Here is a 12,601-nt window from a genome sequence, read left to right on the forward strand (position 1 = left end):
AAGGTCCCGTCCGGCCCCAGCGGCCGAACCTCAGGAAGACATCGCCGCGTGATCGGACTCGCTCCGGAGGACACAGAACTCTTTCACCACGGGCTCTGGGCCGGGTCAGTCGCGTCAGCCGGTTCAGCAGTCCACGGCCACGTCGCCCGGCGGCCTGCCTCGATGAGACCGATCATCCGGAACGCGGCGTCCGTGAGGCCGCCGAAGGTATGGCGGTGCGGACCCGTGGGAGCGTGCGCGGGCCGGTACCCCGCCAGGTTCCAGGTGTAGACCGGGATGTCGGCCGGAACCGGTTCGGCCGGGCCACCGGGGTCGTAGGCCGCGGCCTGCTCGTCGGTGACGATCAGGACGCGTTCGTGCTCCCGGTAGTGGGTCCGCACCGCCTTCGTGGTGTGGGTGCCCCCGAGCTTGCGGAACCTTTTCACGACCTCGAGTACCGGTTCCCCCTGCGTGAACGGCACCTCTCTGCTCGTCCAGCCGTACTCCACGAGGTCCGCCTGCTGGGCGCGCAGGGCCAGCGCACAACCGAACACGGCCGCCGCGTCCGCCCGGGTCAGTTCGGAGCGCTCGGAGACGGTGTCCCAGAACATGGAGTCGGACCGGTCCACCAGGATCAGCGTCCGGCCGGGCAGGGCCGGCACGTTGGCCAGGGAGTGGCCCAGTGCCTGTTCCAGCGCGGCCGCCCAGCGCCGCGACGGCGCGTGTTTGCGCGCGGACAGGTAGCGCATGGGGAACTGCCGGGACCTGGCAACCTCGTCGGCGTCCGAGATCCTGGCCGCGACCCTGCCCGCGGCCTCTGCCGAGATCTTCGCGGCGTCGAAGTTCCGCAGGTTCCGCAGCAGTGCCATCGGGCCCATCGCGGGGATCACCGCCTCCCACACCGCGGCGTCCAGCGGCCCGTGGAGCCAGCCCGCCAGGGCCTCCCACGTCAGGCCGGCCGCGGCCAGCCGCTCGCTGCCGTCCGGCCCGGTCACCACGGCCCGGCGCTCGTCCACGGGCAGTTCCATGAGGGCCCGGTGCGCCGTCAGCACGGTGTCGGAGGCCGGCGGAACCGCCGTTTCCGGGTGGTGACGGCGGTCCAGGGCGTACCGGAAGAGCGCGCCCTGCCACGGCTTGGCCGGGTCGGGGGAAGCGTGCACCAGGTTGAGCACGTCGCCGAAGCGGAACCCGTGGGACGCGGTGTCGTACTTCAGCAGGGACCGCGACGAGTACAGTCTGCGCACGGCGTCGGCGATGCCCCGCTTCACGGGTTGCGGCACGTTCCGCCCGTACGCCGAGGTCCAGTGGGCGAGCAACTCCCCGGGCTCGTCGGCCCGTTGGAGCACTGCATCGACCACGGAACGGTTGGAGGGGCCGCCGGAGGCCTTCGCGTCGAGCCGGGCCCGTACGTACGCGGCGGCGCCCACCAGGGACGCCGTACGCATGTTGCCCTCGCCGCGCAGCCAGCGCAGCAGACCGGCCGTCCATTCGGGGTCCTCGACGGCGAGTCGGCCGACGAGCCGGACGTACCGTTCGTCGCGCTCCGCGCCGCTCTCGTAGAAGGTCCGCTGCGCGACGAAATTGCCGACGGCCAGCAGGAAGAGTTCGTCACGGGGTTCCCGGACGAAGGCCGGTCCGCCCTCGTACGTGTGGAACTGCTGCGGGGTGGGCGCGTGGCGAACCGGCGGCGGCTGAGGCATCGCGCGGGCGGCCGCCGAAACGTGCGGGGCCACGAGCATCTCGGACCAGACTTTCGAGACGCGTCGGGTGTAGCGAGGCAGTGAATCCCCCCGGATCCAAAGGAAAGGGACAGAAGGCCCCGGGAAGAGTCCACCTGGGCCGAGGCGGCCGCGCCCACCGAGATCAGAGGTGGCGGCGGCGTCACTTGGTTTTCGGAAGAAGTAGCCGCAGCCGAGCGCATCGGAGGCGCGGTCGCGGGATCAACTTATGCGGGCCGATCCGCTACGCACCACCTATTAAATACCTCGGGCCCCCTCAGACGTCCTTCACGAACACGACGCCTTCGATGTCGGCCAGGTGCACCGGGTCGAGCGGCGCGTAACCGAACCAGGGGGATACGCGCGGCGCGGGCAGGGAGTGGCCGAGGGTGGCGGCCAGATCGCGGGCGTCGACGACCGAGCACTTCTCCGGGCCCGCGTACAGGAGTCCTTCGACGGTGTCCTGCCGCGGGGTGTCCACTCCCTGGTGCCGGATCGTGCCCAGTGCCGTCGCCAGGAAGGCGTACTCCTCGCCCAGTTGGGCGCTCACGATCGCGCCCGCGCTCCACCACTCGACCGGCAGGCCGCCCATCCGCATCGTGCTCTTGTTCCGCTGGAGATGGCCGTTGTGGGCGTGGACCAGTACCGGGGCCCGGTCGACGGGGGCTGCCGAACCAACGGCCCCGGCCGCAGCGGCGTCGGCGTCGACACCCGCGACAGCCAGGAGGTTGTCGGCCATCATCCGGTCCCGCAGGCTCACCAGCCGCGTCATGCGGCTCGGTGAGGTGTCGGCCATCCAGTAGTGGTACCGGAGCAGGCCGGTGGCCGTGCGGCCGTACAGGCGCGCCCGGTCCCAGTCGTCGCGCGAGCTCGTCGCGATCAGGTGCGGCCTCTGCCCGTCGAGCAGCGCCACCAGGTCGTCGGCGAGCAGGCGCAGCTCCGTCGCATCGGCCGACTGCCCCACGGACCGGGACGGGTCCATCATCGCGGCGGGATGTGTCCACCGGTCGTCAGGGCCGAGCAGGCGGTCGAGCGTTTCCACGGTGCAGGTGACGTCGAGCAGGTCCGTCTCCACCCGGCTGGAGAGGTAGCCGTGGAGTGCGGTGAGAGCCTCCCGGGGGCTCTCGGCGCCGGTGATCTCCAGCGGGCCGTCGAAGCCCGCGAAGCGGAGCCGGTCGGCCGCCGGGCGGCCGTCGTTGAAGGCGCGCATCCAGCGGACGAGGTCGCGGTTGGCAGCCGACGCGCCCCAACCGTGGCTGAATCCCTCCTCCATGACCTCGTCGAGGGTGCCTGCGCCCGTGGTGACGTAGTCGTCCACGAGGAGACCCCTCAGGCAGTCGCTCTCGATCGTGATCGTCCGGTAGCCCTCCTGCTCGACGAGTTGCCGGAACAGTTCGTTGCGTACGTCGAGGAGCGCGTCCTCGCCGTGCGTGGGCTCGCCCAGGGCGAGCAGCCGCGGCCTGCCCCGGAGCAGGCCCATGACAGCGGCGGCGTCGACGGCATGGGTGACGTCCTTGATGTCGGTAGCCATGCCTTCAACGGTATCGTTGAACACTCGGTTGAGACTTTTGCACGATATCGGCGAGATCATGGGACGAAACCTTCAAAGCGTCGTACAGCTTCGGCCCGTCGACCTGGCGCGCGAGCACGGTCTGTCCACGCAGGCGATCCGGAACTACGAGGAGGCCGGCGCTCTTCCGGCCGCCGCCAGGACGCCCTCCGGATACCGCAGCTACACCGCGCTGCACGCGGCCGCGCTCCGCGCCTTCCTCGCCCTGCTGCCCGGCCACGGCCACCGGACGGCGACGGCGATCATGCGGGCGGTGAACGAGGACGCGGCCGAGGAGGCGTTCCGTCTCATCGACGAGAGCCACGCCCTGCTCCTCGACGACCGCCGGACCCTGCGGGCCGTGGAGAACGCCCTCCGCGACCTTGAACCCACCACCGTCACCGCGACCGAGCCCGGCGGCACACCCGTCGCACCGGGCGCCACGTTCATCGGCCCCCTCGCGGAGAAGCTCGGCATCCGGCCCGCGACGCTGCGCGCCTGGGAGCGCGCCGGGCTGGTGCGTCCGCGCCGCGATGCGCTCACCGGCTACCGCGTGTACGACGAGGCCGACGTACGGGACGCCCGCCTCGTCCACCAACTCAGGCGTGGCAGCTATCTGTTGGAGCAGATCGCCCCGCTGATCACCCAGGTGCGGGCGGCCGGTGGTCTCGAGCCGTTGGAGGCCGCGCTCGGCGACTGGCGCGACCGGCTGTCCGCGCGCGGCCGGTCGATGCTGGCCGGGGCCTCGGCGCTTGAGGCGTACCTGCGCGAGCGTGAGCGCGACTGAGACCTCGACCGCAGCGAACACGGGCCATGGCCATGGGCCATGGCCCACCAACCGGCCGGGTGCCCTCACCCGCGCCCTACGGCCGGCGCGTCGCCGCCACCCGCCACGTAACGCCGCAGCCCCGCGACCGACACCTCCTCCAGGCTCTCCGCGAAGATCCGCCCCGGCCGGGCCGGCACGGGGAGCATGGACGGGACCACGAGGACCGTGCAGCCCGCCGCGTCGGCCGAGGCGGCCCCGTCCGGGGAGTCCTCGACGGCGACGCAGGCCGCGTCCGGTACGCCGAGCCGTCGGGCGGCCGCGCGGTACGGGTCGGGGTGCGGCTTCGTACGTACGGTGTCGTCGGCCGAGAGGGTGAAGGCGAAGGGGACGTGCGCGAGCGCGCCCCCGATCACCGAGTCGACCACCGACCGCGGCGACGCGCTCACCAGCGCGAACGGTACGCCCTCCGCGGCGAGTTCGGCGAGGAGTCGCCCCGCGCCGGGACGCAGCGGCGCTCCCCGGTCGACCCGCTCCTGGAAGGCGGCGGTCAGGGCCGTCGCCACGCCGTCGGCGTCCGGGGTTCCGGTCACGCGTACGAGGTGGGCGGCGGTGTCCTCGACGGCGCGTCCGACGACCTCGGGTGCGTCGGCGTCCGTCAGCCGGTGGCCGATCCGCGCGGCGATCTCCACCGTCGCGTCCCACCAGAGGACCTCGGTGTCGACCAGGGTGCCGTCCATGTCGAAGAGGACGGCGGCGAGTTCGGTCACCGCTCCGCCCTCGGCGCGACGAGCGCGGGGTGCGGGGCGAGGCCGAGCGTGACGCGTGCGCCGGGGGTCAGCGTGGTCGCCTCCCGCGAGGACAGGTCCGCCTTGACGCGCGTACCGGCGTGGTCGAGGTGGACGCGGGTGACGGAGCCGAGGAAGGAGGTGGAGACGACGGTCGCGTCGCCGTCGGCGGCCTCGGTCACGGTGACGTTCTCGGGGCGGACCAGGACGTCGACCTCGCGGAGCTTCGGGGCCTCACCGTCGACGGGCAGCCGGGTGCCCGCCACCTCGACCTGGCCGGAGTCCGTCAGGACGCCGGGGAGCCGGTTCATGGTGCCGACGAACTCGGCGACGAAGGGCGTCGCCGGGCGGCGGTAGAGCTCGGCCGGAGCGGCGCACTGCTCCAGTCTCCCGGCGTTGAGGACGGCGACGCGGTCGGCCATGGACAGCGCCTCCTCCTGGTCGTGGGTGACGAAGACCGTCGTGATGCCGAGGGAGAGCTGGAGGCGCCGGATCTCCTCCCGCAGGCTGAGCCGGACCTTGGCGTCGAGCGCGGACAGCGGCTCGTCGAGGAGCAGGACGCGGGGCCGCAGGGCGAGCGCCCGGGCCAGTGCCACGCGCTGCTGCTGGCCGCCCGACATCTGGTGCGGGTAGCGGTCGCCGTGCTGGGGCAGGTCGACGAGGTCGAGGAGCTCGGCGGCCCGGGCGCGCCGTTCGGCCGCCTTGACCTTCCGTACGCGCAGGCCGAAGGCGACGTTGTCGGCGGCGGTGAGGTTGGGGAAGAGGCTGTACGACTGGAAGACCATGCCGGCGTCACGGCGGTTGGCCGGGACCTGGGTGATGTCGGCCCCGTCGACGAGGACGTCGCCCGCGTCGGGTCGCTCGAAGCCGGCGAGGACGCGGAGCGCGGTGGTCTTGCCGCAGCCCGACGGGCCGAGCAGGGCGAGGAGTTCGCCCGGTTCGACGGTCAGGTCGAGTCCGTCGAGGGCGGTGGTGCTGCCGAACGTACGGCGCAGGCCCCGGAATTCGACGCGTGCCCCGCCGACCGCGACGGGCTCCGTCCGTTCCGCTGTTGCTGTGGACGAGGACATGGGTCAGGACTCCTTGGGCGAAGTGCGGGACGTACGGGAACCGCGGGGCTTGCGAGGGGAACTCGGGGTGCCGGGCGTGCTCGTCGGCGCCGTTCCGGCCCGGGAGAGGGCGAGCAGCAGGAGCCAGGTGATGACCAGGCTGAGCAGGGACACGGCCACCGACATCCGGGCGTGGGCCCCGGAGATGGACACGATCCACACCGCGAAGGGCCGGAAGCCGAGCAGCGAGGCGATGGTGAACTCGCCGAGGACCAGGGCCAGGGTGAGGAACGCGGCGCCCGCGAGCGAGGAGCGCAGGTTGGGCAGGATGACGCGGAACATCACGTACGGCCAGCTCGCCCCGCAGTTGCGGGCGGCCTCGACGAGGGTGGGGACGTCGACGGCGCGCAGTCCGGCGTCGAGGGAGCGGTACACGAACGGCAGGGCCATGACGGTGTACGCGAGGACCAGGACGAAGGGGAAGCTCTCGTTCTGCACCGCGAGGAAGGTCTGGTAGAGCGGGGTCCGCGAGAGGTGGTCGGGGCCCCAGCGCAGGACGGTGCTGATGCCGGTGACGAGCGCGATCGGCGGCACCACCAGCGGCAGCATGCACATCACCTCGACGACCGGCCGCAGCCGGGGCGCCCCGAGTCGTACGGCCACCAGGGCGGGCACGGCGAGCACCAGCGCGAGGACGATCGTCGCGGCGGCGAGGCCGAGGGAGAGCAGGAGGCTCTCGGTGAAGCCGTCGGCGGCGAGGAGCGCGGTGTACGCCTCGAAGGAGATTCCCTGGCCCGGCGTGTGCACGGTGAACACGAACGAGGCGATCAGCGGGATCAGGAAGTAGGCGCCGCCGAGGCCGAGGACGACTCCGCGCCAGACGCGGGGCCGGCGCCGCGTCCTCGTGAGGGCGGCCGGCGGGGCCGTATCCGTGTCGGGCTTCGGTGCGGCCTCCCGGGCGGTGGGGGTCATCGCAGCCATCGGGCGCTCCTGCGCTGGAGGGGGAGGTAGACGGCCATGACGAGTCCGGCGATCAGGATCATGTCGAGGCCGAGGGCGAGGGCGACGTTCTCCTGGCCGACGAGGACGTTCCCGGAGAGGGCGTCCGCGATCTTGAGGGTGACCAGGGGGACGGAGCCGCCGACGAGCGCCGCCGCGGTGGCATGGGCGGCGAAGGCGCTGCCGAAGAGCAGCACGAACCCGCCGAGCAGGGAGGGCGCGAGAACGGGGATGCCGACGTGACGCCAGTACTGCAGACCGCCGGCGCCCGCGTTCTGCGCGGCCTCGCGCCACTGGGGCCGCAGTCCGTCGAGGGCGGGGAGGATCACCAGGACCATGAGCGGGATGAGGAAGTACAGGTAGACCACGGCGAGGCCGGTGAACGAGTACAGGTTCCAGCCGAGGCTGCTCAGGTCGGCGAGCTGGGTGACGACGCCGGAGATGCCGACGGTCGCGATGAACGCGAACGCGAGGGGGACGCCGCCGAAGTTGGCGAGGACCCCGGAGGCGGTCAGTACGGCGTTGCGCAGCGCCTGGGAGCGGGAGGTGACCACGGCCTGGGCGATGAGGACGCCGAGGACCGAGGCGATGAGCGCGGTGAGGGCGGAGAGCTGCACGCTGCCGACGAGAGAGCCCAGGTAGGGGCCCTGGAGCGAGCGGCTCAGGTGCTCTCCGGTCAGGGCGGTGGCGCCGGTGTCGGGGTCGGTGCGGGTCACGGCGCCGTACAGGAGGGCACCGAGCGGCAGCCCGAAGCACAGCCCGGTGAAGGCGATCAGGGGGAGGGCGGCGAGCCAGGTGCGCGGGCCGCGCCGCCGGCGGCGGGTGCCGCCGGCGGTTCCCTGGGCGGGAACGGTCCCCGCGGGAGTGGTTCCCGCGGAGGGGACGGTTCCCTCGGAGGGGACGGTTCCCTCGGTGGGGGTGGAGGAGGCGGAGGGCATCAGGAGACGGCCTTGTCCCACTTCTCGGCGAGGGTGGCCTTGGCCTTGTCGAGCTCGGCGGAGGCCGGGAAGGCGGGGGTGCCTGCGACGGCGGGCAGCTTGGCGACGAAGGTCTTGTCGGCGGTGCCGTCGGCGGTCATGGCCGGGAGGAGTACCGGACGGGCGTAGCCCTTGAGCCAGAGGTTCTGGCCCTCGGCGCTGTAGAGGTACTCCATCCACAGGCGGGCGGCCGCGGGGTGCGGGGCCTCCTTGTTGATGGCCTGCGAGTAGAACTGGGCGTACACGCCGTCGGTGGGGACGGCGACCTGCCAGTCGACGCCCTTGTCCTTGAACTGGTCGGCGTAGCCGGCGTTCAGGTAGTCCCAGTCGATGCTGATGGGCGTCTCACCCTTCTCGACCGTGGCCGGGGTGGACTCGACGGGGATGAAGTTGCCGCTCTTCTTCAGCTCGCCGAAGAAGTCGATGCCGGGCTGGATGTCGGCGAAGGAGCCCTTGTCGGCGAGGGCGGCCGCGTAGACGCCGCCGAAGGCCGAACCGGACTTGGTCGGGTTGCCGTTGAGGGCGACCTTGCCCTTGTACTCCGGCTTGAGCAGGTCCGCGAAGGTCTTCGGGCAGTTCGGAACGCGCTTGGCGTCGCAGCCGATGGAGACGTAGCCGCCGTAGTCGTTGTACCAGCGCCCGGCCTCGTCCTTCTGGGCGGCGGGGATCTTGTCCCAGGCCTCGACCTTGTACGGGGCGAAGAGGCCCTCCTCGGCGCCGCTGCGGGCGAAGGCGATGCCCAGGTCCAGGACGTCGGGGGCGCGCTTCTGGCCCTTGCGGGACTTGACGGCGGCGATCTCGTCGGCGCTCGCGGCGTCCGGGTTCTCGCTCTCGATCTTGATGCCGTACTTCGCCTCGAAGGCCTTGATCAGTTCGCCGTAGTTGGCCCAGTCCGGCGGGAGCGCGATGACGTGGAGCGCGCCTTCCTGCTTGGCCGCCTTGACGAGGGCGTCCATGCCGCCGAAGTCCTTGACCGACGCCGCGGTGGCCGCCTTCGCACCGTCGCCGGCGGCTCCGGCCGCACCCTCGGGTGCGGCACCGCAGGCGGTGACGGTGGTCAGGACGGCGGCGCCGAGCAGCACGGCGGCACCGCGGAGGGGGGTTCTGCGCACGGGTTCTCCCAGAGGCGAGTGAAGGAACTTGTCTGAACAAGCCGCCCTTAGTTCGCCCTTACATCCTGTCCGCGAAGTGAACGGAACATGTCCGGCTCCAGGCGCCTCCCGGAAGAGCCGGGTGCGGTGAACACCAGGTGAATGCAGTGGACTTGGAGCTTCGCGCGAACTCACCGCGAAGCCGTTCGGTCGGGTTAGGCTGACCCCCGCACAACACACGCTGTGACCAGCTGCGCACAGCCACACACGAAAAGGGGGATGCCGTGACGGCGCTCTACGTGGAGATCGCGGAGGGACTCCGCCGCTCGATCCTCAGCGGCGAGTACGGCGTCGGCTCCCGCCTGCCCTCCGAGAGCGACCTCGCCACCCGCTGGGTCGCATCACGCGGCACCGTACGCCAGGCCGTCGCCCTGCTCACCTCCGAAGGGCTCATCGGCTCCCGCCAGGGAGCCCGCCGCATCGTGCTGCGCAGGGAGCGCCGGCACAGCTTCGCCGAGCTCCACAGCTTCGCCCAGTGGGCCCGGACCATGGGCTACCGGGCGACGAGCCGCTTCCTCCACCGCGAACGCCGCACGGCCACCCCCGAGGAGGCGCGCCGGCTCGTCCTGCCGGAAGGGGCCGGAGTGCTGGACGTCCTGCGCCTGCGACTCCTGGACGGCGAACCCGTAATGGTGGAACGCACGGCGTACGCGGGCTGGGTCGCCCCCACGGTCGAGGCGCTTCCCGTCGACTGCGCCTCGATCATGGACCGCATGGCGGAGGACGCCGGAATCGTCGCCCACTACGGCGAGCACCTCATCGACGCCGTCCCCGCCGGCAGCGACGACGCCCGACTGCTCCGGGTCCGCCGGGGAAGCCCGCTCCTGCGTCAGCGCCATCTGACCAGCAACCCGGACGGCCGCCCGATCGAATGGACCGAGGACCGCTACCGCGCGGGCAGCGTCACCTTCAACGTGAGCAACTCGGTGGGCACGGCACCGCTGGTCAGGGACCCGGGCTCGCTGCTGATGTGAAACGACGAAGTGGTGGCCGAGATCGCTCTCGACCACCACTTCGTACGACGATTCGTCGTGTCCGAGGGGGGACTTGAACCCCCACGCCCGATAAAGGGCACTAGCACCTCAAGCTAGCGCGTCTGCCATTCCGCCACCCGGACAGGGTGTGCGTCGCGGTGAGTGATGATCACTCGCGGCGACAAGATGAAATATATCAGGGGTCCGACCTGCGATTCACCCCTGTTTCCCGTGGTCAGCGGCTCGGGGCCCTTCCAGGGAAAACGACCACGGAGAGTCATCGAATACACGCGCAGCGCGGTCGCGGGTGCTTCACTGGCGGCATGCCATTCCAGAGCTACGGCGTGCTCGCGGGAACCCTCGACCGTGCCTACCGGGACGACCCGGACGACCAGGGCCGCTGGTTCCACGTCAATCTGAAGGTGGACGCGCCCGCCGGGCAGTACCACTGCGCCGTCGACGTCGACAGCCACAAGTCCAACGTGGGGGTGCAGTGGAAGACCTTCACCCTGAAGGCCTCCGTCGTCGGGCCGGCCGCCGCCCTCTACCCCGGCTTCCACGACCTCGCGCCCTCCCCCGACTCCGGCGCCATGGACTATCTGCGCCATCCGGAACTGGTGGACCGCACCGGCGTCCTCTTCGAGCGCCGCCCCCCGTCCTGGCTGCAGGAGCTCCTCGACCTGCTGGGCTCGCGGCCCTGGCAGGCGGGCACCAACGTGGACGCCGCCGACGCGCTGGAGCCGATGCTCGTGCCGGGGCGGCGCACGCTCGTCTTCGGCGAACCGTTCGTGAACGATGCCGAGGGAGACATCGGCATGCACAACATCCACCAGAACCAGGGGGACCCGTTCGGCTCCCAGTGGTGGCCGGAGAACGGCATCTGGCAGGACGGCGCGACACTCACCCAGCGCCCCGACGGCCGCTACGACGTCTTCCTCAACAAGTTCTCCAGCCAGGCGGCACGGACGGACATCGCGGGGCACCCGGTCGGATGAGGGAGCGGACGCCGGTACCGCCGGCGGGCCCGGCCCCGCCCCCCGGCCTCAGCTGCGGGCGAGTTCTCCGCTGAGCCTGCCGTGCAGGGCCGCGCTCGGGCCGTTCAGGCCGGTGATCTCCACGGTCTTGCCGCGCTGGGCGTACTTCGTCTCGATCGCGTCGAGGACGGCGACGGACGAGGCGTCCCAGACGTGGGCCGCCGAGAGGTCGATGACGACCCGGTCCGGGTCGGTGGCGTAGGCGAACCGGCCGACGAGTTCGTTGGCCGACGCGAAGAACAGCGCGCCGGTCACCCGGTAGACCACGGTCGTGCCGTCGGGATCGGTCACGGAGGTAAGCCCGGCGTGGTGGGCGACCCGCCTGGCGAAGATCACCATGGCGGTGACCGAACCGCCGACCACACCGACGGCGAGGTTGTGGGTGGCTACCACGCACCCCACGGTGATCACCATGACGGCGACCTCCCCGACCGGCATCCGCTTGAGGGTGCCCGGGGCGATGGAGTGCCAGTCGAAGGTCGCGAAGCACACCATGACCATGACGGCGACCAGGGCGGCCATGGGGATGTCGGAGACGACCGGCCCGAACAGGATGCAGAGCACCATCAGGAAGGCGCCCGCGAGGAACGTGGACAGCCGGGTCCGGGCGCCGGACACCTTCACGTTGATCATCGTCTGGCCGATCATGGCGCAGCCGCCCATGCCACCGAAGAAGCCGGTGACGATGTTGGCGATGCCCTGGCCGATGGACTCACGGGCCTTGTCGGAGCGGGTGTCGGTGATGTCGTCGACGAGCTTGGCGGTCATCAGGGACTCCATCAGACCGACCAGCGCCATGGCGAAGGCGTACGGCGCGATCGTCGTCAGCGTGCCCAGGGTGAACGGAACGTCCGGCAGGCCGGGCACCGGCAGCGAGGACGGCAGGGCGCCCTTGTCCCCGACCGTGGGTACGGCGATCCCGGCAGCCACCGTCACGACGGTGAGGACCACGATCGACACCAGGGGCGCGGGAATCACCCGGGTGACCTTCGGGAGGAACACCAGAAGGAGCAGGCCGGCGCCGACGAGCGGATAGACGGCCCAGGGGACGTTCCGCAGCTCGGACACCTGGGTCATGAAGACCAGGACAGCCAGCGAGTTCACGAACCCGACCATCACCGAGCGCGGGATGAACCGCATCAGCTTCGCCACCCCGAGCGCGCCCAGGACCACCTGGACGACACCGGCGAGGATGACGGCGGCGATCAGGTACCCGAGGCCGTGCTCACGGTTGAGCGGTGCGATGACGAGCGCGACGGCCCCGGTCGCGGCGGAGATCATCGCCCGGCGTCCGCCGACGATCGCGATGGTCACGGCCATGGTGAACGACGAGAACAGGCCGATCGCGGGATCGACCCCGGCGATGATCGAGAACGAGATCGCCTCGGGGATCAGCGCGAGGGCGACGACCAGACCGGCCAGTACCTCGGTGCGCCAGACCTTCGGATCGGTCAGCCAGTCGGGGCGCAGACGCGCGACGGAAACACGGGCGGGCGAAGAGGACAAAGGAAGGGGAACCTGTCACGCGTGGGCACGCCCCACGGTGGACGGTCCGGGGCATGGTTCTGATCTACGCCGGGAGCGCCATCGGCCCCGACACGACAACGGCGGGGCGGC

Annotated in this window: 11 protein-coding genes and 1 tRNA gene; 3 read left to right on the forward strand and 9 right to left on the reverse strand. The window is 71.4% G+C overall.

All coding sequences use genetic code 11. The features are described from left to right. Nucleotides 1–83: 83 nt before the first annotated feature. Together OG462_RS07005 and OG462_RS07010 are read right to left on the reverse strand one after the other, a co-directional pair. Nucleotides 84–1,679, reverse strand: a complete 1,596-nt coding sequence (locus OG462_RS07005; RefSeq protein WP_406066400.1) for a TROVE domain-containing protein — start codon at nucleotides 1,677–1,679, stop codon at nucleotides 84–86. A 295-nt stretch (nucleotides 1,680–1,974) separates the two neighbouring features. Then, complete coding sequence (locus OG462_RS07010) at nucleotides 1,975–3,228, reverse strand: erythromycin esterase family protein (protein WP_406055508.1); 1,254 nt, start codon at nucleotides 3,226–3,228, stop codon at nucleotides 1,975–1,977. A gap of 58 nt (nucleotides 3,229–3,286) precedes the next feature. Here OG462_RS07010 and OG462_RS07015 point away from each other — a divergent pair, with 58 nt between their 5' ends. Further along, nucleotides 3,287–4,033, forward strand: coding sequence for a TioE family transcriptional regulator (locus OG462_RS07015; protein ID WP_406055510.1), 747 nt, complete (start codon nucleotides 3,287–3,289; stop codon nucleotides 4,031–4,033). A 65-nt stretch (nucleotides 4,034–4,098) separates the two neighbouring features. Here OG462_RS07015 and OG462_RS07020 read toward each other — a convergent pair whose 3' ends face one another. Genes OG462_RS07020 through OG462_RS07040 form a run of 5 tightly spaced genes read right to left on the reverse strand, consistent with a single transcriptional unit; the run spans nucleotide 4,099 to nucleotide 8,904 of the window. Next, on the reverse strand, nucleotides 4,099–4,782 hold the full coding sequence (locus OG462_RS07020) for an HAD family hydrolase (RefSeq protein ID WP_406055512.1): 684 nt from the start codon (nucleotides 4,780–4,782) through the stop codon (nucleotides 4,099–4,101). After that, entirely contained in the window at nucleotides 4,779–5,870 is a 1,092-nt protein-coding gene (locus OG462_RS07025) for an ABC transporter ATP-binding protein (protein ID WP_406055513.1), read from the reverse strand. The genes OG462_RS07020 and OG462_RS07025 overlap by 4 nt, the downstream gene beginning before the upstream one ends. Nucleotides 5,871–5,873: 3 nt before the next feature. Further along, on the reverse strand, nucleotides 5,874–6,830 hold the full coding sequence (locus OG462_RS07030) for an ABC transporter permease (protein WP_406055515.1): 957 nt from the start codon (nucleotides 6,828–6,830) through the stop codon (nucleotides 5,874–5,876). Then, nucleotides 6,818–7,786, reverse strand: a complete 969-nt coding sequence (locus OG462_RS07035; protein ID WP_406055517.1) for an ABC transporter permease — start codon at nucleotides 7,784–7,786, stop codon at nucleotides 6,818–6,820. The genes OG462_RS07030 and OG462_RS07035 overlap by 13 nt, the downstream gene beginning before the upstream one ends. Continuing rightward, nucleotides 7,786–8,904, reverse strand: coding sequence for an ABC transporter substrate-binding protein (locus tag OG462_RS07040; protein ID WP_406066402.1), 1,119 nt, complete (start codon nucleotides 8,902–8,904; stop codon nucleotides 7,786–7,788). Before OG462_RS07040 ends, OG462_RS07035 begins: the two co-directional genes overlap by 1 nt. Nucleotides 8,905–9,200: 296 nt before the next feature. On the opposite strand from OG462_RS07040, the gene OG462_RS07045 reads away from it, so the two are divergent. Next, nucleotides 9,201–9,950, forward strand: a complete 750-nt coding sequence (locus OG462_RS07045; protein ID WP_406055519.1) for a GntR family transcriptional regulator — start codon at nucleotides 9,201–9,203, stop codon at nucleotides 9,948–9,950. 58 nt (nucleotides 9,951–10,008) lie between these two features. Here OG462_RS07045 and OG462_RS07050 read toward each other — a convergent pair. After that, nucleotides 10,009–10,093, reverse strand: a tRNA-Leu gene (locus tag OG462_RS07050). A 180-nt stretch (nucleotides 10,094–10,273) separates the two neighbouring features. On the opposite strand from OG462_RS07050, the gene OG462_RS07055 reads away from it, so the two are divergent. Continuing rightward, nucleotides 10,274–10,945: a DUF2278 family protein gene (locus tag OG462_RS07055; RefSeq protein ID WP_406055521.1), complete on the forward strand. Its 672-nt coding sequence runs from the start codon at nucleotides 10,274–10,276 to the stop codon at nucleotides 10,943–10,945. Between the two features lie 48 nt (nucleotides 10,946–10,993). On the opposite strand, the gene OG462_RS07060 is transcribed toward OG462_RS07055, so the two are convergent. Continuing rightward, nucleotides 10,994–12,490, reverse strand: coding sequence for a SulP family inorganic anion transporter (locus OG462_RS07060; RefSeq protein WP_406055523.1), 1,497 nt, complete (start codon nucleotides 12,488–12,490; stop codon nucleotides 10,994–10,996). Between the last annotated feature and the right edge of the window lie 111 nt (nucleotides 12,491–12,601).

Source organism: Streptomyces sp. NBC_01077 (assembly GCF_045162855.1).
Lineage (GTDB): Bacteria > Actinomycetota > Actinomycetes > Streptomycetales > Streptomycetaceae > Streptomyces.

Coding starts and splice junctions, on each gene's coding strand:
- OG462_RS07005 (WP_406066400.1), bottom strand. CDS start 1,679: ATGCCTCAGCCGCCGCCGGTTCGCCACGCGCCCACCCCGCAGCAGTTC.
- OG462_RS07010 (WP_406055508.1), bottom strand. CDS start 3,228: ATGGCTACCGACATCAAGGACGTCACCCATGCCGTCGACGCCGCCGCT.
- OG462_RS07030 (WP_406055515.1), bottom strand. CDS start 6,830: ATGGCTGCGATGACCCCCACCGCCCGGGAGGCCGCACCGAAGCCCGAC.
- OG462_RS07055 (WP_406055521.1), top strand. CDS start 10,274: ATGCCATTCCAGAGCTACGGCGTGCTCGCGGGAACCCTCGACCGTGCC.
- OG462_RS07015 (WP_406055510.1), top strand. CDS start 3,287: ATGGGACGAAACCTTCAAAGCGTCGTACAGCTTCGGCCCGTCGACCTG.
- OG462_RS07025 (WP_406055513.1), bottom strand. CDS start 5,870: ATGTCCTCGTCCACAGCAACAGCGGAACGGACGGAGCCCGTCGCGGTC.
- OG462_RS07035 (WP_406055517.1), bottom strand. CDS start 7,786: ATGCCCTCCGCCTCCTCCACCCCCACCGAGGGAACCGTCCCCTCCGAG.